This window comes from Desulfothermus naphthae, assembly GCF_054657475.1.
In genome coordinates, this window is sequence record NZ_BAAHYQ010000001.1 from 1,746,926 (window position 1) to 1,768,126 (window position 21,201).

The window sequence follows — 21,201 nt, forward strand, 5'->3', positions numbered from 1 at the left end:
TATGTTAAATCGTATGATGATTTTTTTTATATTGTTAAATAGTTTTTTTATAGCAGCCTGCAGTGCAAATAGTGATGATATATATAAAGAAAAAGGAATTATAATTTATTATAAAAATGATTTTGATAAATCCAAAAAGGGTTTTCACAGTTCAAGGAAGGTAAGCCAAAGATTGGTAGATGATTCTATTTCAGGAAAGGCCCTTTTGAGTATATGTAAGAAAAAATGGGCAGGTCCTTCACTTGATATAGATATAAAAGGTTCAAAAGGACTTAAGATAGCTTTTATGGCAAAAGGGGAAAATTTTAAAGCAGCTACATTAAATATGTTTGATAAAAAAGCAAATGATAACACCACTCCATATGGATACAGATTTTTACCAGATGACACATGGGTGCCTGTTTTGTATTATGTAGACTTATTTAGATATAATTCCAAAAATAGTGGACACATAAGAAATGATACCCATTTTATAAATATAAGATTTTGGGGACCAGAACCCAAAGGTCATCAAGTAAAGATAATTCTGGATAATTTTGTTGTTTACAGAGGAGATGATAGAAGTGCTCCATCCAAAATTGAAGGTTTACATGCAGAAGCTAATAAAGATGGAGTGATGTTGAAATGGAAGGTGCCCCATGATAATGCTTATCCAATGGTCTATGTGATCTCGCGCTCTGATAATGGTCAGAAGTTTAAAAAAATAGCTGAGACCTATCATCCTTATTATTTTGATAGAACAGTTGAGAAAGGTGTTTATAAATATAGAGTGCTTGCATGTGATTTTCAAAATAATATTGGTGAGTGGTCCAAAGAGATAGAGATTAAAGGCAAGTTTAAATCCATTAAAAGTGAGCCAAATATATTGATAAAAGATAGGATGAATTATGGTCTCCATATAATAGAAGTCCATGAACGAGGCAAGGGAAAAGTGGAGAAAGGGCTAGTTGTAATGTATGGGGATTCTTTAACTGGACCAACCCTATATCCCAGGTTTGTCGCAGGAGCATTAGGTATTTATAGGGTTAGGGCATATGGATATGCCGGTATGGGAAGTGGTTGGGGCAAAAAAAATTTGGATAAAAAGATATTAAATAGGGTAAAACCAGAATTTATGCTTCTTATGTTTGGTACCAATGATGTGCGAGGAAGACTTAGGGAAAAAAAGGTATATATGGAATGGGTTGATAATGTAATTGCCACTGCAAAAAAAGCAGAGTCAGAAGGTGTAGTAGTAATAATAGGCACTATCCCACCACGTGGTTTTAAAGACCCTTTATCTTTGCCAGAGGCATCCTTTAATAAACTTTTAATAAAAGAGGCAAGAAAAAACAAAATTCCTGTTGCATATGTATTTAAAGAGATTCAAAATAGTGGTGATAGACACAAATTTATTTGGAAGGATGGTGTGCACTGGACATCAAAGGGCATGGAAGTGGCTGCCAAGGCATGGGCAAAGACATTTAAACAAGTTGAATTTGTTTTAAGGGATAGACCCTAGGTTTTTTTTATGTCTAATAAATTAAAGTTCATTGGTTTTGTCGTATCTTTGATATTTTTAACATTATCTCTCTATTCACTAGATATCCACAACATATGGAAGTCTTTTAAATTTGCAGATTATAGGTTTATTCCAATTGCTGTAATTTTGTTTTTATCAAGCCTTTATATAAGGGCTTTTTTATGGGCTTATATTATAAAAGAGAAAATTATGTCTAAAAACAGGCTTTTTTTACATTTAATGATGGGACTGATGGCTAATAACATATTGCCAGCTCGGCTTGGGGAATTTGTAAGGGCCTATACTGTTGGGAGTGAGACACATATAAGCAGAACAAAGATATTTTCCTCTATTATTATTGAGCGTATTTTAGATGTATTTTGGTTGCTTTGTTTTGTACTTACTGCGTTTTTTTTGGACCTTCCTTCTAGATGGCCCATGTATCTGGCAAGATTTACTTTTTGTTTACTTATATTTTTAATTATATTTTTCTTTCTTGTTCATAAGTTTAGAGATAGATATATTAAGTTTTTTTTATGGTTTGTTCCCAATAGGTTTAAATTGAAGTTTAAGAACAATATAGAATTTTATAGTGATATGATTTTTTCTGGTATATATGAGCTTAAGGGTGTAAGGATATTTGGTGTATTTTTCTTATCTTTTTTATGTTGGGTGATCTGGATTGTATTTCTCTGGATTTCACTTCTTACATTTCACGTCCATATTGGATTTGTTGAATCTTTGTTGTTAACTGGTATTATAAATTTAGGAGTAATGATACCTTCTGCCCCTGGTTATATTGGGACATTTCAATTTGTGTGTGTTAAAGGGCTTTCTTTATTTAAGATTAAACAAGATGTTGGCTTTAGTTTTTCTATTTTATTTCATGCTCTCTGGTATATGCCTACAACAGTTATAGGCATATTATCTATGTGGTATCTTGGACAGAATATTTTAAAGAAAGATTTTGAAGAAATAAAATATTTATAGAAACTAGGAGCATAAAATGTCTGGAATTGTTGGATTTTTTAGAAAAAGAACTTTAAAAAGTGTTTTAGCAAATATGTTAAAAAGTATAGAACCAAGAATTGATCCTTATGTTGAACAATATGAGAATGGAAATTTAAATATTGGTATTGGCCTAACTCATAAAAAATATTTTTTTGAAAAAAATATATGTTCTTTTAAAAAAAATGATAACAAATGGTTTTGTTTTTATGGGGAAATATATAATAATGATTTTTCAGAGATGGATGATATAGACTCATCGCTATTGGATTTAGAGGGTATTTATACAATAGTAGAAATAGATCTAAAGAAAAAAAATATAAGAATAATTTCTGATAAATTTGGCCTTAGGCCAATATATTATTATTTAGATAGAGATGGCTTTTATTTTTCCTCTCAAATAAGACCATTACTAACTATTCCAAATATAAATAAAAATATAGACTATAGGGCTTTTGCAGATTTTTACCATTTTGGGCATGTTCTAGGTAACAAGACCCTTTTTAAAAATATTAAATTGCTTCCACCAGCATCAATATTGACCTTTAATATGAAAAATATGGGGTTATCAATAAAAAATTATTGGAAATTCACAGAGTTTTTTTCAAAAGTTCATGAAGTTAATAGGAACTTAAAGGAAGAAGTAATATGGGCATTTGAAAAGAGTGTATTATCAAAGATAAATAATTTAGAAGATGTTGGTATATCTTTATCAGGAGGATTGGATTCCAGGGCAATTTTGGCTGCTATGAGAAATAGGTCCAAAGGTGTTTATTCTTATACTTTAGGTTTAATAGGTTGTCAGGACGAAAAATATTCTGAAAAAATGGCGAAAATATGCGGTACAAAACATAAATTTTTAGAAATAAAAAGAGAAGATTTATCAGATTTTGAGAACTTAGCCAATACTCTTATTTACTATAGTGACGGACTATACCATCCCCATGAATCCACTGAAAAAACAGCTCTGGATTATTTACAAAAAGCTCCTTTTAAGTTTCTTTTAAGGGGTCATGGAGGAGAATTAGCAAAGGCTTCATTGGCCTATCCTGTGCAGCTAACAAAAGAAGTTTTTGATTTTAATTCTTTTGATCAGGTAATGAAATTTATATTTAAAAGTGCAAATATTGTTGTAAGTCCCCAAGAACTATCTCTCTTTTTAACGCCTGAATTTTTGAAACACATAAAAGGAGAGGCCTATCATTCTTTAGAGGAATCAATTTCTGAGTGCAAAGATAAACTAATTTACCCTGATACTTTGATATATTATTATTTAAAGGAATGGATACGAAGACAAGTAGTAGCTTCTTTGTCTATTTTCAGAGAACATGTTGAAATTAGACTCCCATATCTTGATGGGAAATTTTTAAAGAAACTCTTTAAACTCCCAGTTTCTGAAAGATATGGTGGAGAAATTCAGGTTGAAATTATTAAACATTGCTCTCCATCTTTACTTAAAGTACCAAACTCCAATACAGGAGCTCCTCTTAATGCCAGCCCCTTGCGTGTCTTTATTACAGATAAATTTAATTCTCTTATGAAAAAATTAAGTATTCCAGGATTTCGTCATTATACTGAATTTGAAAGATGGCAAAGGGAATATTTTAAAGAGAGTATAAAACAAATACTATTTAATAAAAGGACATTAGAGCGAGGTCTGTATTTAAAAAAAGGACTAGAAGAAATCTTTAATGCTCATATAACTGGCAAGAAAAATTATGCTAGATTACTTGGCACAATAGTAGGATTAGAATTATGGTTTAGAAACTTTGTTGATTAAGGAGATTTATTTAACTTTAAGAGAATTCCTACTAACCTAACTTAAATCAAAAAACTGTTAGCCACTTTAAACATATCTTCATAAGGAACCTTATTTCTAAGACATAGAGCCATCTCTATAGACATGTTCATCTTTTGCTCTGTTTCATATAATATCTCTCTTTGTTGGAGATTTAGTCTGTATTTTATAAATTCAGCGTCGAACCCATCAATTATTAAACGAAGACCTTCTTTAAAAAAAGGAGATCGAACCTTTTCACAGTATCTCAGAGAAAAATCTACTCCTTTTCTTCTACTGAGAATGGAATAAAATAAAATGTTTTTTATTAATATTTCTGGATGAAGTCCGTGATAAATTTCAACAAAGGGTTTTTTCCCGTTATCCACATTAGCTACTAATAATTGGGCCTCTTTAAACAACTTAACATCAGATGTTGGAGGCAAGGGGAATTTGGACATGATCCTAATTAGCACTTGCTGAGGATTTTCCTTTACTGATATACCTAAAAGTCCAATACTTATAATGACAAAATTTCTTTGAAACTCTTTTAAATAGGTTTTCATCTTAAATTTGGCGTATTTTCTTATTAAATCGTCACTAAAAGATGATAAAATAAGATCTAATATATATTTTATAAAGGGCTCTGATGTATAATTGGCCTCCTTTGAAACAGCTTTTTTCCATTTTGTTCCACAAACCTTTTTTAAAGATAACCAATATGCAGCAACGGCTTCAATGGGTAATTCTACGATATCTAGTTCCTTTTCTTCAATAGAAAGGTTATTCTTCACTTCTTTGTTTTTTTTTGAAAAAAACATTAGCTGTACACCTAAATATTGAAAATTACACTGACTAGATGATTATATTTAAGCTTCTTTAATTCCAATTAAAAATTCCATTCTAATAAAATTGTTCCAAATCTCTCGTTATCAGCTCCTTTGTAATCACTCTTCATATCTACGTCATCTGTGGTCACCAAGACATAAAATGCGAGGGCAAACCTTCCTTTAACAAGATGGATTCCACTAAAAAATTGGGCTACAAAATTCTTTTTGTCCACGCTATGACTATCTCTAAAAGTATTACCATCAAAAAGTAAATTTCTCAAAAATCCAGCGGTACTAATTCCTAAGGTAATGTAAAATGACCATTTATTGTTATTCCGGGGTAGCTCTGCTTTATAGTTTAAATTAAAGCCTGCTGGATATGGATTATAAGTAAATCCCTGAGGTAAGTTATATCCAAATCTAAAATTAGTTACTAAACTTGCTTGAGTAAAAAGATTTCCAACACCCCCATAACCTCCAGCATCTAAATCACAGGAGAAGCCATGGGAAAAACCATACCTAAGTAATTTTCTCTTAACCATAAAATTTAAATTCAAAATAGGCTCTGTATGAAGTTGATGAGTCCATCCTTTGGGGTCTTTTTTATGGACAACTTTTTGAACTTGTTCTCCCAGAGATAATGGACCTACCACGCCAACTACAAGCTGCAACCCATTAAATTTATAAGAATTAAAGGAATAAAAATTAATAGTACCCACTAAGATACCTGCATAGGGAACATCAGCTTCTATTAAATCTGATCTATCGAGGTCATCTGGGGTCTGGATAATCTGTCCTAAACTAAAGGAAATCCTGTGGTATAAATCTTTTGTTCCGCCCAAATACCGTTCTATGCCGTCCAGTTTATAACCCCATTTTCCAAATTCTTCCCATGCATGAACTATCTTAGAATGAAAATGTATAGCCCAACTGCTGGAGATTTTATTATCTTCTCTAAAAAAAGCATCATTTAAAAATTCAAAGCCTACACTATTGTTTTTTGTACAATAAGCCTTTAACTCAAATGAAATTAAGCATAAAAAAAACAAAAACAAAAATTTATATTTCATTTTACCTCCTAATTTTTTAATTTTTAAACTTACCTATCAAAGTTCCTAATGTTAATTTACCAAATGACATAACGAATTAGCAATAAAAAAATCTCCTTAACACCCACCTCAGTCTCAGGAAAGATATCTAATGAGAAAGATAAGCGGGGGTTCTTTTCTTGATCTCTTATCTTATCAGCCTTCTACTCAGAGGAAAAGGTAAAATGTACTCTATTTTCCTCTCACACTCTTTTTTTCTCTTACCACTGAACTTCTTGATTCATTATTTTTGAGTAAAGTGTTTTAGGCAAAAAGACCCATTTATGCACTTTATGATCGTAAATTTTTGTGTCTGGAACTAATTTTTTATTTGGAATGCGTGGATCAAATTTTTTAGATGCTATTGCAAAACTCCACCAATTCCCTGGATAAGTAGGGATAGGAAATGAGTATAAATCAACAATAGGAAAGATTTTTTTCAGAGTACTTTGCACCTCTATTGCCATTTCTCTATGAAAACCCAATGATTCACTGTGGGTTACATAAATGCCATCAGAAGACAAACATTCAAATATATTGTTAAAAAACTCTTCACTATAAAGTGTTCTTGCCATACCAATTGCATCTGTGGAATCCACTATTATAACATCTACATCCTTTATAGACTTTATAAATTCAGAACCATCACTATAATGTATCTCAACTCTAGGATCATCTAATTTACATGAGACAAAGGATAGATATTGTCTGGCAACTTCAACCACTTTTTTATCTATTTCCACTAAATAGGCCTTTTCAACACATGAATGTTTTAATACCTCTCTCATTGTACCCCCATCACCTCCTCCAATAACTATTACCTTTCTTGGATTAGGGTGAGTGTGCATGGCAATATGCGTCAACATTTCATGATAAAAAAATTCATCTCTTTCTGTTAATTGCACAATATTATCCAGCACAAAGACTCTTCCAAAGTCTGGACTTTCAAATATCATAATTTCTTGAAATTGACTTTTGCCTTTGTATAAAATCTTTTCAACAGTATATTGATATTTTATAGGAGAGAATGGTTCATTTTCTGTAAATGTCAGCATAAATTTGCCTCCTTATTTAAATAATCTTTACCTTTGGGATGGGAAAACCATTAAATTCTGATGCATAAGACACAGTATATGCCCCTGCCGATGGAATAAGAACAAATTGCCCTGTCTTTGGATCACTGCTTATATATACATTTTTTTCTATTACATCCATTGAATCACAACTTGGACCAGCTATTGTCCATTTTTTATATTTATCAAAAAAAGATTCTTTATCATTTTTTTGTTGTACCGACAATGTTTGTTCAAAGATATAAAGATAATTAATTCCTCCTATAGCCTCCATTAGCCCATTAAATATGCCAACATCTAAATAAAGCCAGTTTTCATAATCTCTTTTTGCTGTACCTATTATTCTACAAACCATAATTCCCGCATCTCCAACAATGGCCCTTCCTGGTTCTATAAAAATTTCAATATCATTATCAAATTTTTCTGTAACATAGGAGGAGATTTTTTCCTCAACCTCCCTGATGTTTGGCGCAATCTTAGTATAACTAATTGGATACCCACCTCCAATATTGAGGATCTTTAGCTTTATCCTCTTCTCAAGACACATATCAAACAACCGCTTTGCCTTGTCTATTGCAATGTACCAATTATAAGGATTTAAACACTGAGAGCCAACATGAAATGTTACTCCTATAGGGAAAATAATTTTAGAATCATTTGCCCTTTTTATTAACTCAAAAGCTGTATCCAGTTCTAGGCCAAATTTTTTACTAAGGGGCCATTCACTCCCTTCATTTGGAACAGTAATTCTCACATATCCATAACAACCTGGTGCCCATTTTTCCAATTTTTCAAGTTCTGATAAAGAATCAAATACAAAATATTTTACTCCATACTCATAAAGGCTTTGAATAAAGTGGGGAGATTTTACTGGATTACTGGTAATTATTTTATCAGGTGGAATTTCTAATTTTTTTAATAATTCTAATTCTCCAATTGAAGCTATTTCAAATCCAAGCCCTATATGTTTTATAATTTCTAACAGTCTTATATCACTATTTGCCTTTACTGCATAAAATACCTTGCAATTTGGTATTAAACTTCCCACTAATTTTGCATTGTGTAATAATTTATCTCTGTCAATTAAGAGGAGAGGGGTGTGTAAATCAGGATTTTTGTCAATGTATGTGAGAACTTTAAAAAGGATTTTTTTAGAGATTATTCTTTTATGAAAATCAGATATATTAAATTTTCTTACCATCTTATCTCCAACTTTTTATTTATTAGACTCACTTACTCATCTGATGGATTTAGGCCACCTACAATTGTTCCATTCCATGAGTCTTTTTCCTCTTCTGGTTCTACATGAATTATTACATGGGAGTTTGGAAGGTGTTTTTGAATGTCCTTTTCTATTGCACAGCAGATATCATGACTTTTTTTGACACTCATCTCTCCAGGAACCAACAGGTGAAATTCAATAAATCTATTAGAACCAGATTTTCTGGTCTTTAACCCATGCCACTTGCCAACATCCTTTCTGTGTTTATTTATAATAGATTTTATTTTTTCTATTTCTTCTTCAGGAAGTGTATAATCCATAAGACCTGAAATTGATTTTTTTAAAAGAGAATAAGACATCTTTAAGATATTTAAACTAATAAAAATTCCCATAATAGGATCTAAAAACCATAGTTTTTCAGGATTTAAATACATTATGAAAAAAGAGATAACCAATCCTACTGTACTAATAACATCACTTAATAGATGTTTTGCATCAGCTTCTAAGGCAATTGAATCAAATTTTTTTGCACCTTTAAATAAAATAAAAGAAGTCAAAAGATTTATGGCTCCACAAATAATAGATAAAATTATTCCGTATTCAATATGTAAAATAATGAAAGGATTAATTATCCTATTAATACTGCCATACAAAATAGATGCACCAGCAAGTAGGATAAAAATCCCTTCCAATGCACTGGACAAATACTCTATCTTACCATGTCCATATAAATGTTCTTTATCACTTGGACGCTGGCTGAGAATAACAGAATAGATTAAAAAAATACTCGCAAAAAGATTGATAAATGATTCAAGGGCATCTGATAAAATACCAATACTTAAAGTAATATAATATGCACTAAATTTTATTACAATTGTTATTAGAGATGCAAATAATGAAATGAATGCAAATCTTTTCATAAAATAGCCTTAAGACTTAATAATAATGCGCAAGAAAAGACACCGCACCATAAAAGAAAATCTAGCAATTTTTCTACATCATTTATTTTCCAACCTCTTTTTCCTCCTATTTTGGGTTTTGTTTTTATTTTTCCAAAATATATGAATTTGCCGCCCATTTCACAGTCAAATATCCTACCACATGCAGCCATTGGCCATCCACTATTCGGACTTTCCATCTTTTTTGCGTCTACAATGGCCAATTTTAATTTTTCATAAAATTTAAAATCCCTTGTTTTTATAAAATAGAACAAAAATATAAAGCAAAAACTGAGCCTTGCTGGGATATATCCAAGGATGTCATCCATCTTTGCTCCAGCCCATCCAAGTTCTCTCCACTTCTTGTTTTTATACCCCCACATGGAGTCCATAGTACTAACTGTTTTATAAATCCACAAAAGTACAGGCCCTCCTAAAAGTAGATAAAAAAAGGGGGCAAAAAAACCATCATTTATATTTTCGCTCAGTGTTTCAGCAAGGCTTTTTAAAATTTCTCTCTCATCCATATTGGATGTTTCCCTGCTCACCAAAAAAGAAAGTTTTACCCTAGCCATATCTATGTTGCTCTCTTTGCAAAGATTTAAAACTTCACGACCTTTGTCAATAAGCCCGCCTAAGGACAAACCTGCATAGGCAAAATATATAGTAAAAAAAATTCCTAAAACAGGCAAAGAAGTTAAAGAAAAAACAATAAACCCAACCAGGGTGCAGGAAAAAATTACTGCAAAAATGCCTGCAATTCTTAAAGGGATTTTGTCTTGATTTCTAAATACAACCTCTAATTTATCTAAAAATTTCCCTATAAATCTAACAGGATGTGGCCAGATTTCTAAATCTTTAAAAATTAAATCCAGTAAAAAGGCCACTAAATAAAGCACATTATCCATTTAAATAACCCCATTTTTTTACCTGTCTGTATGCTTCATACACACAGATGGCAACAGCACTGGATAAATTTAAGCTCCTGGTCTTTCCCCACATTGGTATATATACGTTATGAGGGTAGGAATTTAAAAGAAAGTCAGGGAGTCCTCTTGTCTCAGGACCAAATATCAGAAATTCATCTCCTAAAAATGAATGTTCATATATTGATTTTTTTGCCCTTTTTGTGGTGAAAATCATTTTTTCGGGATCTGGCTCAACCCCCTTTAAAAAGCTCTCCCAATTTTTCCAAACAAAGAGCTCTAAATAAGGCCAATAATCTAATCCTGCTCTTTTTAGATACTTATCTTCTAAACTAAATCCCAGAGGTTCAATTAAGTGGAGAGGAGTGTTAGTGGCTACACAAAGACGTGCTATATTACCTGTATTAGGTGGAATTTCTGGCTCAAATAATACCACTTTCATAAAAATTAAGTGGAAAATCCCTAAAAATGAGGATGGGTATATATATTCAGATTTTTAAGTGATGAATTCAATATGGGCGGTCAGGGATTCGAACCCCGGACTTCCACCGTGTGAAGGTGGCACTCTAACCACTGAGTTAACCGCCCATCTCAGTTATTTATAAAAAAAATATTAGCAAAGTTCAAGTAGTAAATCATAAAAAATAGAAGAATAATCTCTCCTTAATTCACAGCCTAAGAAATCCTCATTAATGAAGCTTGCAAGATAAAAAATAGTAAAGTATAAGAACAAGAGTTAAAGGGGAAAAACTAAAGATTTTTAACACCCATAAAAAAAGGGGCCTAGATATGCCAAAGCTTGCAGTAAATGTTGACCATATAGCCACAATAAGACAAGCTAGACTCTCAAAAGAACCAGATCCAGTGCATGCAGCCTTTTTGGCAGAAATCGCTGGAGCCAACGGAATAATTGTCCATTTAAGGGAAGATAGGCGTCACATACAGGATAGAGACGTTAAACTTTTAAAAGACACAATCAGGACCAAACTTCATTTAGAAATGGCTGCAACTGATGAGATGCAAAAAATAGCCCTGGAAATAAAACCTTACATGGTCTGTTTAGTGCCAGAAAAAAGACAGGAGCTCACTACAGAGGGTGGTTTAGACGCAGCATCAAAAATAGAGTTTTTAAAAAAATTTTTAGATCCTATTAAAGAGGCTGGTATTAAGACATCTCTGTTTATTGATGCTGACCCAACACAAATTGAGGCAGCAAAAAAAATTGATACAGAATACATTGAAATACACACAGGACATTTTGCAGATGCAACAGATGATCTTAGCTCTAAAAAGGAACTTAAAAAAATATTAAAAGGTATAAAAATAGCCCAGGACCTAAAACTTAAAGTTAATTTAGGTCATGGTCTAAATTATGAGAATATATGGGCCTTTTCAAAGGTTCCTGGAATATGTGAATATTCAATTGGCCATAGCATAGTGGCCAGGGCTGCATTAGTTGGAATGGAAAGGGCCGTTAAAGATATGGTGGAAATTATAAAAACTTTTGTGGATTAGGTGTGATTGTTGGAATTGGATTTGATATAGTTGAAATTATTCGTATTCGCAAGGCCCTGGAAAGATGGGGCGAAAAATTAATCCGTCGTATTTTAACTGAACGGGAAAGAAAAATGGCACCAAAAGAAATGGATAAATATGTGGCATCCAGATTTGCTGCAAAAGAAGCTTTTGTTAAGGCCTTAGGTACAGGATTTTCACAGGGAATTTCTCCCCAACATATTGAAATAATACCTAGTTTTATAACTACTCCGCAGATAGAGCTAAATTCCAGGGCCTCTTATATTGCAATGAAGCTTGGAGTAAAAAAAATCTTTCTCTCTATATCACATGAAAAAAATGTAGCTGGTGCTATGGTAGTTTTAGAAGGCTGATACTAACGTAAGGAGGTAAAATTATGTACATCCCCCTTCCCACTCCCAAGGAAATGGGACTTTGGGACAAGATAACAATTGAAGATATTGGAATTTTCGGTGAGATATTGATGGAAAATGCATCCTGGCAAATAGTTTATGCATTGCAAGAGGAGTTTTCTAATTTAAAAAACAAAAAAATTGTTGTAATTGCTGGTCCTGGAAACAATGGAGGCGATGGTTTTGCAGTAGCAAGACATTTGAATAATCTTGGAGCAGATGTTAAAATCTACTACAAAAAAGACCTTGAATCCTACAAAAAAGATGCAGCCTATCACGTGAATTTAACCCTTAAAATGGGTGTTTTAGCTAAAAAAATCCCTGAAAATAACTTAAATTTAACAGATTATGATATAATAATAGATGCACTTCTGGGAACTGGATTCTCAGGTGATTTAAGAGATGATTATAAAAAAGTAGTGGAAGCAATAAATAATGCCAAAAAGTCCAGTTATATTTTATCAGTGGACATTCCATCTGGATTAAATGGATACACAGGAGTCCCTTCTCCTATTGCAGTGAAAGCAGATATAACAGTAACCTTTGAAGAAGCAAAGGTAGGTCTATATGTTCCAGAGGCAAAAGAGTTTGTGGGCAAATTGGTGGTGGGAAAAATTGGAATACCCAATAAAATAAAAGAACAAAATCCCCCTTCCTTTTATGGAATTTCTCATGATATTATAAAATCTCTCCCCGATATAGCACATATTGCCCATAAAGGCTCAGCTTCCCATGTCCTTGTAATTGGCGGAGCAAAAGGCCTCACAGGAGCTGTTAGTCTGTGTTCATTGGCAGCATTAAAGGCTGGTGCAGGTTTAGTTACAGCTGCAATTCCCTCTGGCTGTGGTTTAAATGTCAAACTAAACTGGCCAGAAATAATGACAAAAGAACTGGGCTCAAAGGATAGTAATGAATTTGATAAAAACTACTTTAATGAGATAAAAGATGAATTATCAAGATTCGATGCAGTTGTTATAGGTCCTGGGATGGGCAGAAATGATGGTGCAAGAGAATTTTTAAGGGTCTATTTAAATAGCGACCATCCCCCTACTGTAATAGATGCTGATGCACTCTACAATTTGTCTAAATTAGACCAAGATATTAAAATACCTCCAGAAACTATATTAACCCCACATCCAGGAGAGGCTGCATACCTTTTAAACACTAGTGCTGCCAAAATACAACAAGATAGATTCAATGCTGTAAAAAAATTGATAGATAAATATGGATGTGTATGTGTATTAAAAGGTGCTGGTACTCTTGTAGGAAACATAGATAAAAAGATATATATATCAAATATTGCATGCAAAAATTTAGCAATTGGTGGATCTGGAGATGTATTATCAGGAATTATCGGATATTTAAAGGGTATGAAAATAGATTCAAAAGACGCTGGTTGCATGGGAGTTATGTGGCATGGGCTGGCTGGAATGAATTTACAAAAAAAATATCCCTATAGAGGGAATCTAGCTCAGGATATTGCTTTTACACTTCCACTTGTAAGAACAGAAATTTAGATTTGAGTATTTTATAGTTATGTGCGTAATTTAATATGGCTGTGGATAACTATAACACATTGAATAAACTATTATTTTATCTTTATAAAAAAATATCCCCCAGAGGCAAAGGGATCTAAAATATTGGCCTTGCAATTGTTATAAATGCCTATAAAAAACATTTGCTTTCTACTGTAAGTATTTCACTTGGATTTTTACCGTCATTTGATAACAAGTCATACTTACTGCCCAAAAAATACAATTTTGTACCCATTTTAATTTAAAGCAAAATAAGATTGAACTGCACGACTTATTCGTCCTTTTATAATAATATAATAACAGGGATCAACAGAGGGATAGTCTCTTTTTCCCCTCAAGTCAAACAACGCAGTCAATAAAAATCCCACATCCATAGGTAATAGTAAGAAATTGTGTAATAACTTTCCACCGCCACGGGCGGTTTATACTTATTGATCTCTGAACAATTTATACAATTTTGTATCATATTTTTTATACTTTCTGGACTTAAATAAAAAAATATACCTAAAATTTGCATCATAAGATAATGTTTAGCTTGACAATATAGTGAATTAATGGTATAAAGTGTTTCAAATAGGAAGTATGAAGGAGGCACTGATTCTATGCGTAGATTCCATGTTAAGTTCACTGAAAAAAATCTTACGGGCAACGCCGGACTGGTATTGCTGGGCCTGTTTGCTGACAAACTGAAGCTTCCCAAGATGCTTGAGCAACACATTACTATTAAGCGGGGAGCTACCGCACAGTATAAGGTTTCCGACATTATCATGATTTTGATGATGGCAGTGTTAGCCGGGGCTAAGCATATGAGCCATGTATTTATCCTAAAATCTGATTTAGCATTGAGGTCGCTTTTTAAATGGGAAAGGTTTCCTGACTATACTACCATAAATCGGGTTTTTAAGTTGTTTAATCCCCGACATTGCAATGAGCTCTCCGATGTAGAAACAAAAGTGCGCAAAAAGGTTTGGGGTAAAAAATGGTTTAGCCGCATCACTTTAGATTTGGACTCTACAGTGCGTGGGGTGTATGGGAAACAGGAAGGTGCCGAGAAGGGTTACAACCCCAAGAAGCCAGGACAAAGGGGATATCATCCGCTACTTTGCTTTATTGCTGAGACGCGGGAATGTCTTCACAACTGGTTTAGAGCCGGAGATGCTTATTCAGCCAATGGTTGTGTAGAGTTTATGCAAGAGTGCTTTGCCAAGCTTCCAAGGAGAGTCTGGAAAATTATTGTACGTGCAGATTCCGCCTTTTTTAATGGAGAACTTTTAGACTACTTAGAAGAGGCTCATGCTTTGTACTTAATCAAGGTTAAGATGCGAGGACTCACTCAGCTTTTAGAAACTCAGAAATGGCACAAGGTTAAAAATAGACCTGGCTATGAGAAGACCGAATTCACATACAAATGTGAAAGGTGGAAGCACCCCCGCCGGTTTGTGGCCGTACGTCAAGTAATAGAGAGCAAATTTAGTTGCTTTTTTTTCAGCGTTACAAAGACTGAGTATGATTATTTTTGTTATGTAACAAATATGAACCTGAGTCCCTGGGACGTCCACAGGTATTATTGCCAACGGGGGGCCAGTGAAAACTGGATTGAGTGGTGTAAGGGACAGATGGCCTCTGGAAGCATTTTGACACAGGATTTTTGGGCCAACTCCGCCATATTCCAGACCTGTATTCTGGCTTACAATCTACTGGTTTGGATGATGTGGCTCAACGATGAAGATGGTTTTAGAGAAGAGCCCAACACAATCCGCATGTTTCTAATCCATGTTCCAGCTCGGCTGATGCATGCGGGACGACAATGGTTCCTTCGATTATCGAGGGATTATTTTTTCAAAGAACGTTGGATAAAGATAGAAAATTCCATCCGGTCATTACAATTTGCTTAATCTTTTTTTGAGAGTATCCTCCAAAATAGGATTTTGCGTAAGTCCATGTGCAGTGGTGTGCCTTTACACACCCGTAAAGAGTGCCACTGACCGCAGCTTCTACCTGAAAAAGCCTTCCAAGTCACAATGAGGGAGACATATCCTTTAACATAACAGCTCCATATCTAGGTATCTCTGTCCAGAACAATCAGTTGCTTACGATTGAACTGTAATTGCAGATTTTAGGATATAATTAAATTAATAGAATACATTTTGGCATTAATGATGCTGATAAAGATTACAATTAAAAAAAATAAAGAAGGAGGTATTTCTTATGATATCAAATGCAGATCTTGTTTGGGTGTTAGTATCAATGGCCTTTGTTATGTTAATGACTCCAGGACTTGCCCTGTTTTACGGTGGGCTTGTTCGAAACAAAAATGTATTAAATACTATTTTAATGAGCTTTATATGTATGGGAATAATTTCAGTTGAATGGTTTTTCATTGGATATTCTATGAGTTTTGGGAAAGATATATTGGGTATTATTGGGGGATTAAATCACCTTTTTTTGGCGGGTGTAGGATTAGAGCCAAGTTCCAATTATGCCACAACTATCCCTCACGCTCTATTTATGCTTTTCCAAATGATGTTTGCTATTATAACGCCAGCCCTAATATCAGGTGCAATTGTTGAAAGAATGAGGTTCTCAGCATATATTGTATTCATTATTTTTTGGGCTATTCTAGTATACAATCCCCTTTGTCACTGGGTTTGGGGCAAAGAGGGCTGGATGGCCAAGCTGGGTGTTTTAGATTTTGCAGGAGGGATGGTGGTTCATATCAGTGCTGGCATTTCAGCGCTTGTAGCTGCTTTAGTCATAGGAAAACGCAAGGGATATCCTAGCTCCCAGTTTATTCCTCACAATCTTCCTTTTGCTGTAATAGGGGCAGGGCTCCTGTGGTTTGGCTGGTTTGGATTCAACGGCGGATCAGCCTTGGGGGCAAATAAAATAGCCGTATTAGCTATAGTCAATACCCATCTTGCTGCAGCAGCCGCTGCGGTTTCATGGGTTGCTGCAGAGTGGTGTCATTTTGGAAAACCGAGCACCTTAGGGGTTATATCTGGTTTGGTTGCAGGGCTTGTAAGTATTACGCCTGCATGTGGATTTGTCCCCACCTGGAGCGCCCTTGTTATTGGATTATTTGCAGGTATTATATGTTACACTGCGGTTGTGATTAAAGTAAAAATGGGATTTGACGACTCCCTTGATGTTTTTAGTATCCATGGAATTGGAGGAATTTTCGGGTCAATCTCCGTTGGTGTTTTTGCTAGCTATGGTGCAAAGGGATTTATTTTTGGGAATTTTCATCAGTTATTGCTCCAAATTGGAGCAACCTTATTTGCTGTGATTTATTGTGGAATTTTGACCTTTTTAATCTTAAAGGCTATAGAGGCAATTATTGGTTTTAGAGTCACTGAAGAGGACGAAGTAAGAGGTCTTGACCTTAGTGAACATGGAGAAGAGGCATATAGAATTTAAGCTTGCAAGTAAACTACTTATTAAATAATAATAGAAACATTTAGCTACCCATTTATTTGGAGGAAAAGATGAAAAAAATTGAAGCAATAATAAAACCATTTAAATTAGACGACGTGAAGGAAAAACTTACTGAAATTGGAATAAAAGGTATGACTATTACAGAAGTCAAGGGATTTGGCAGACAAAAAGGTCATACTGAAATATATAGAGGAGCAGAGTATGTGGTAGATTTTTTGCCCAAAATAAAGATAGAAATCGTGGTTCCAGATGAAATGGTAGATGAAGTTATATCCACAATACTGGAATCGGCAAAAACAGGGAAAATTGGAGATGGAAAGGTCTTTGTAATTCCAATAGAGGAAGTAATAAGAATTAGAACTGGAGAAAAGGGTGAAGTAGCAGTTTAATTTTAAAAATTCATGCTGTAGGACTTGCCTTTTAGAAAAATTATAGGTATAAAAATTTTTTGGACAGCAAATTAGCCAAAAGAATTAATGATTTTTCAGTATCAATAAAAGCAAATAGCAAGAATAATGCAATGGAGGACTAAAAAAAATGGCCAGAGTTTGTGAAATATGCGGAAAAAGGACAAGGGTTGGTAATCACATAAGCCATGCTCACAACAAAAGTAAGAGGAAATTCAAACCCAATATTCAAAAAGTCAGAGCACAATTACCAAATGGAGAGGTGTGCAGAATTAAGGTATGCACAAGGTGTCTTAGAAGCGGGGCGGTTCAAAAGCCTGTTAGGGCTTAAATTTTTAACCGTCAATGTCAGTAAAGATGTCACTAAAAGTTATTTTATTTTTTTCCATCAAGCAACCTTATTTAAGATGTTTTTAATAAATTTTGCATGATTAAAAAAAATGCTAGACAAGATCATATTGAGAGGCTATCAAAAGTCAATGTAAAATTAATAAAAATTTCAGGATATGCTGAATTTAGAGATGTGATTTATGGAAAAAGCTCCAAAAATATTCCAGGAGGATGGAAAAATATATATTTAAAAATAAATTTTGTGGCTGAAGTCCATAACTAACTAAATTTTACTGTTTCTCTAACTCAAAAATATATTACCCCTACCTTTTGGGCAGGGGTAATATATTTTTATTTCCCTAATTCTTGAATGGTTCTTTGAATTATGTTATCCTGTGTTTTACGGCTTATATCCACAAAATGGGCGCTGTAACCAGCAACTCTCACTATGACCTCCTGATATTTTTCAGGATCTTTCTGTGCTGCTCTTAGAGTTGCATCATCCACCATGTTAAATTGAACATGGTCTAATCCTAGCTCTGCCCAAGTTTTCATGTAGGCCTTCCACAATTGATATCCTTTTTCTCCTGCAAGTTGAGTAGGAGACAAACGTTGATTGAGCAAAAAGGCACGTCCATGTCCTATGTGGTCTATTTTACCGCAGGATTTGAGCACTGCAGTTGGACCTTTTTTGTCCAGACCAGGTCCTGGGGATATTCCGCCGTCATAGAGTGCATCTCCAAGTCTACGACCATTGGGAAGGGCTCCTACAATATTTGCATAGTGGATATTACCGCTTACGTTCTCAGGTAATGCTGGCCAGGGATTCCCTGAAGGACACTTTATCTCTTTGGAATGACGGGCCACTTCTTTTAGACAACGTACCATAATTTCATCAACATAGTCATCATCATTGCCCCATTTAGGTGCGTTTTTAACAAAATCAAGACGCATCTCTTCATATCCTTCCCAATTGGCTTCTAGTGCTGTTAAAAGCTCATCCATGGTATATTTCTTCTCTTCAAATACAAGTTTCTTTACCGCTGCAAGGCTATCTATATTCTCTACCCATGTGAAGAAGGTTACCCATGCATTTCCTCTCTCTCCCTCTGGATTTATTATATCAAGACCGGTCTCAACAGACCTTTGTGAAATAGCTGAGAGGAAAGGACGTCCGTAAAATTCAGGATCCTTGACTCTGCCTAGGTTGATCGTGCGTACCAAAATGTTCATCAGCCATTCCATCTGTTTTACCCAGGCCTGAAAAAGTTCTTCAAAATCCTTAAATTTTCTTGCATCTCCTGTCTTAGGCCCCATCTGCATTTTCACAACATGGTCATAACCATTAAAAAGGGCATATTCTATTATTTTAGCTGTATTTGCTGTGGCCGAAGCCATACGAAAAGGTTGAAAACCATGCTTGGTAGGAGGACATGGAGACATGCAAGCCTGATGTACCCATAGCCTTGCCTCTTCCAAAGGATGTTTATACCAGTGCATGGTATTAGCAATTAAAATGGGATCATTCCGCATTGATGGATAACCCAATCCATGGCGTATACACTCAAAACATTCCCGCATTACTTCATCTTTTACATGGGGGTGCCAGCGAAAACCAAAGGTGGGATTAGAGACTCGCACAAGTCTAGCTGCTTGTAAAAAGGCAATTGTCAAATCATTACATGCATCGCTCCCATCAGGTTTGACTCCTCCCAATGTCCAGACCCATGTACCAGTAATACCCTGTAGTCCTTCTCTTGCCCATCTAGGGGCGAATGCCCCAACTTCATAGGTCCTGATCATAAACTCGCCCACAAGATCAAGGGCCTCTTCTTTTGTTAATCTCTTATCAATATTTACGTCTTTGTCATAATAAGGTCCATGATAATAATCAGGACGTGCTGGCCAGGCCCCTTCCCCAGCCTCAAATCTTGATATTACCTGCACAAAGTGGTCAAACTGGAAGGATTCCTGAAGTGTTCTGGGAGGTTTTGCTGGTACACGTTCACAGGTCTCAGCAATGCGTAGAAGTTCTTCTTTCCTTTTTGGATCGGTCTCAAAATTCTCAGCAATGATTCGGGCAAGTCTGGCATAACGATTTGCATAGCGAATAGCTGCTTCCAAAATAATCCTCATGGCCTCCCAATTTTGAATGCGGTCATATAGAGGCAAAATATCTGGACCAGGAGTCCCTGTGATTTTTTCCTCAGCCTCCTCTATCCTTCTATCAATTTCATCTAAAATATCTTCAAAACCCCGTTTGCCCGTCATAAAATATTCATAGTCTTTTCCAGAATACCCGTAAGCTGAAGTAGGTGCTCCCCAACCAATTGCTCCACTTACAAATTTTACAGCATCTTCTGGGTCCAGAATTCTTGCGAGCTTATCCACTGCAGTCTGACCATTCCAATAATCATTGAGTTCTGCAATGATTTTTAGCGACTCTTCTTCTGGTTCAGGTATAATACCTGGTTCATTGTAAACTTCTTCATTTACCATACTGGCCCCTTCGATATACCACTGTAATGTATGTGGTAAACTTCCAACATAGCCAACTAACTGAGCATGATCTGTAATAAAGATTGTAATATTATCTAAAACATGGGCAAGGGCCTTAGCCTTTCTCAACATGATAGGATCATGCTCGTTTTCTTTCCATGCCTCTGTCAAGAGTATGGGTCTCTCAAGGTCTATCTTTATTCCAGGATTGTAGTTACCTCCAATAGCTCCCTTTTTCCAAACCGCCTTTCTCAGATAGTCTAAACGTTTTGAACGCTTTTTTTCCGCCACAAACCACCATTTTTGCTCTTTTTCGAGCTCCTCAACGCTCTTATCCAGTTCTTGATTTTTTAAACTCTTTTCCATCTTTGCCCTCCTTAATGTTTAAAATTTTGCAATGCCATCCTTAAACCCTTTTTCTAACCTTGACCCTTATCACTACTACTTATCACGTTGATGCTTAGCCAAAAGGATCTTGGCCAGAATTTTCAGGCTTAGTTTTATAGGCCTGAGATGAACAAATCACCCTAAATGTTTATACAAATGCACCTTTTTCTTTTTTGAAATTTACTAATTTTCTAATTTCAATTTTCTTTTTTTTACTGAACGTACGGTAAAAAAAACATTATCATTCTTAAATTTTCTCAATATAAGGCAAGACCTGTACCACATATCTCAACTTTGTTAAATATATTTAGTATTGT

Annotated in this window: 19 protein-coding genes and 1 tRNA gene; 11 read left to right on the forward strand and 9 right to left on the reverse strand. The window is 34.6% G+C overall.

The genetic code is table 11. The annotated features are described in order from the left end of the window. Position 1 precedes the first annotated feature (1 nt). Genes ACYQ1E_RS08430 through ACYQ1E_RS08440 form a run of 3 tightly spaced genes read left to right on the forward strand, consistent with a single transcriptional unit; the run spans position 2 to position 4,289 of the window. Positions 2-1,501 carry an SGNH/GDSL hydrolase family protein gene (locus ACYQ1E_RS08430; RefSeq protein ID WP_459877842.1) on the forward strand — a complete coding sequence of 500 codons (1,500 nt, stop codon included), beginning with the start codon at positions 2-4 and terminating at the stop codon, positions 1,499-1,501. A gap of 9 nt (positions 1,502-1,510) precedes the next feature. Beyond that, the gene (locus tag ACYQ1E_RS08435; protein WP_459877845.1) at positions 1,511-2,491 is read left to right on the forward strand and encodes a lysylphosphatidylglycerol synthase transmembrane domain-containing protein; all 981 of its coding nucleotides are present in this window, start codon (positions 1,511-1,513) and stop codon (positions 2,489-2,491) included. Between the two features lie 16 nt (positions 2,492-2,507). Beyond that, complete coding sequence (locus tag ACYQ1E_RS08440; RefSeq protein WP_459877848.1) at positions 2,508-4,289, forward strand: asparagine synthase-related protein; 1,782 nt, start codon at positions 2,508-2,510, stop codon at positions 4,287-4,289. Positions 4,290-4,330: 41 nt separating this feature from the next. On the opposite strand, the gene ACYQ1E_RS08445 is transcribed toward ACYQ1E_RS08440, so the two are convergent. The 8 genes from ACYQ1E_RS08445 to ACYQ1E_RS08480 form a co-directional block, all read right to left on the reverse strand. After that, positions 4,331-5,107 carry a MotA/TolQ/ExbB proton channel family protein gene (locus ACYQ1E_RS08445; protein WP_459877851.1) on the reverse strand — a complete coding sequence of 259 codons (777 nt, stop codon included), beginning with the start codon at positions 5,105-5,107 and terminating at the stop codon, positions 4,331-4,333. Between the two features lie 68 nt (positions 5,108-5,175). Beyond that, entirely contained in the window at positions 5,176-6,186 is a 1,011-nt protein-coding gene (locus tag ACYQ1E_RS08450) for a lipid A deacylase LpxR family protein (protein WP_459877854.1), read from the reverse strand. A 239-nt stretch (positions 6,187-6,425) separates the two neighbouring features. Continuing rightward, on the reverse strand, positions 6,426-7,259 hold the full coding sequence (speE, locus tag ACYQ1E_RS08455) for a polyamine aminopropyltransferase (protein ID WP_459877857.1): 834 nt from the start codon (positions 7,257-7,259) through the stop codon (positions 6,426-6,428). Positions 7,260-7,275: 16 nt separating this feature from the next. Beyond that, on the reverse strand, positions 7,276-8,478 hold the full coding sequence (locus ACYQ1E_RS08460) for a type III PLP-dependent enzyme (protein WP_459877860.1): 1,203 nt from the start codon (positions 8,476-8,478) through the stop codon (positions 7,276-7,278). A 32-nt stretch (positions 8,479-8,510) separates the two neighbouring features. Next, positions 8,511-9,419 carry a cation diffusion facilitator family transporter gene (locus ACYQ1E_RS08465; RefSeq protein WP_459877863.1) on the reverse strand — a complete coding sequence of 303 codons (909 nt, stop codon included), beginning with the start codon at positions 9,417-9,419 and terminating at the stop codon, positions 8,511-8,513. Beyond that, a complete protein-coding gene (gene cbiB / locus ACYQ1E_RS08470; protein ID WP_459877866.1) occupies positions 9,416-10,345 on the reverse strand; it encodes an adenosylcobinamide-phosphate synthase CbiB in 930 nt (309 codons plus the stop codon). Before cbiB ends, ACYQ1E_RS08465 begins: the two co-directional genes overlap by 4 nt. Continuing rightward, positions 10,338-10,805, reverse strand: a complete 468-nt coding sequence (locus ACYQ1E_RS08475) for a tRNA (cytidine(34)-2'-O)-methyltransferase (RefSeq protein WP_459877869.1) — start codon at positions 10,803-10,805, stop codon at positions 10,338-10,340. Before ACYQ1E_RS08475 ends, cbiB begins: the two co-directional genes overlap by 8 nt. Before the next feature lie 73 nt (positions 10,806-10,878). Then, positions 10,879-10,951 (reverse strand) — tRNA-Val (locus ACYQ1E_RS08480). Between the two features lie 201 nt (positions 10,952-11,152). On the opposite strand from ACYQ1E_RS08480, the gene ACYQ1E_RS08485 reads away from it, so the two are divergent. The 8 genes from ACYQ1E_RS08485 (at position 11,153) to ACYQ1E_RS08520 (ending at position 18,281) form a co-directional block, all read left to right on the forward strand. Next, complete coding sequence (locus ACYQ1E_RS08485) at positions 11,153-11,878, forward strand: pyridoxine 5'-phosphate synthase (protein ID WP_459877872.1); 726 nt, start codon at positions 11,153-11,155, stop codon at positions 11,876-11,878. A 2-nt stretch (positions 11,879-11,880) separates the two neighbouring features. Continuing rightward, positions 11,881-12,252 (forward strand): holo-ACP synthase, encoded by a 372-nt coding sequence (gene acpS, locus ACYQ1E_RS08490; RefSeq protein WP_459877875.1) that lies wholly within the window; start codon positions 11,881-11,883, stop codon positions 12,250-12,252. Positions 12,253-12,275: 23 nt separating this feature from the next. Further along, entirely contained in the window at positions 12,276-13,808 is a 1,533-nt protein-coding gene (locus ACYQ1E_RS08495) for an NAD(P)H-hydrate dehydratase (protein WP_459877878.1), read from the forward strand. Between the two features lie 620 nt (positions 13,809-14,428). After that, entirely contained in the window at positions 14,429-15,721 is a 1,293-nt protein-coding gene (locus ACYQ1E_RS08500) for an IS1380 family transposase (RefSeq protein ID WP_459874960.1), read from the forward strand. Positions 15,722-16,034: 313 nt separating this feature from the next. Beyond that, positions 16,035-17,243, forward strand: coding sequence for an ammonium transporter (locus ACYQ1E_RS08505; RefSeq protein WP_459877881.1), 1,209 nt, complete (start codon positions 16,035-16,037; stop codon positions 17,241-17,243). 68 nt (positions 17,244-17,311) lie between these two features. Then, a complete protein-coding gene (locus ACYQ1E_RS08510) occupies positions 17,312-17,650 on the forward strand; it encodes a P-II family nitrogen regulator (protein WP_459877884.1) in 339 nt (112 codons plus the stop codon). Between the two features lie 148 nt (positions 17,651-17,798). After that, positions 17,799-17,999, forward strand: coding sequence for a 50S ribosomal protein L28 (rpmB, locus tag ACYQ1E_RS08515; RefSeq protein WP_459877887.1), 201 nt, complete (start codon positions 17,799-17,801; stop codon positions 17,997-17,999). Between the two features lie 96 nt (positions 18,000-18,095). Next, the gene (locus ACYQ1E_RS08520) at positions 18,096-18,281 is read left to right on the forward strand and encodes a hypothetical protein (protein ID WP_459877890.1); all 186 of its coding nucleotides are present in this window, start codon (positions 18,096-18,098) and stop codon (positions 18,279-18,281) included. 68 nt (positions 18,282-18,349) lie between these two features. Here ACYQ1E_RS08520 and ACYQ1E_RS08525 read toward each other — a convergent pair whose 3' ends face one another. Continuing rightward, complete coding sequence (locus tag ACYQ1E_RS08525; protein WP_459877893.1) at positions 18,350-20,863, reverse strand: pyruvate formate lyase family protein; 2,514 nt, start codon at positions 20,861-20,863, stop codon at positions 18,350-18,352. Positions 20,864-21,201 lie beyond the last annotated feature (338 nt).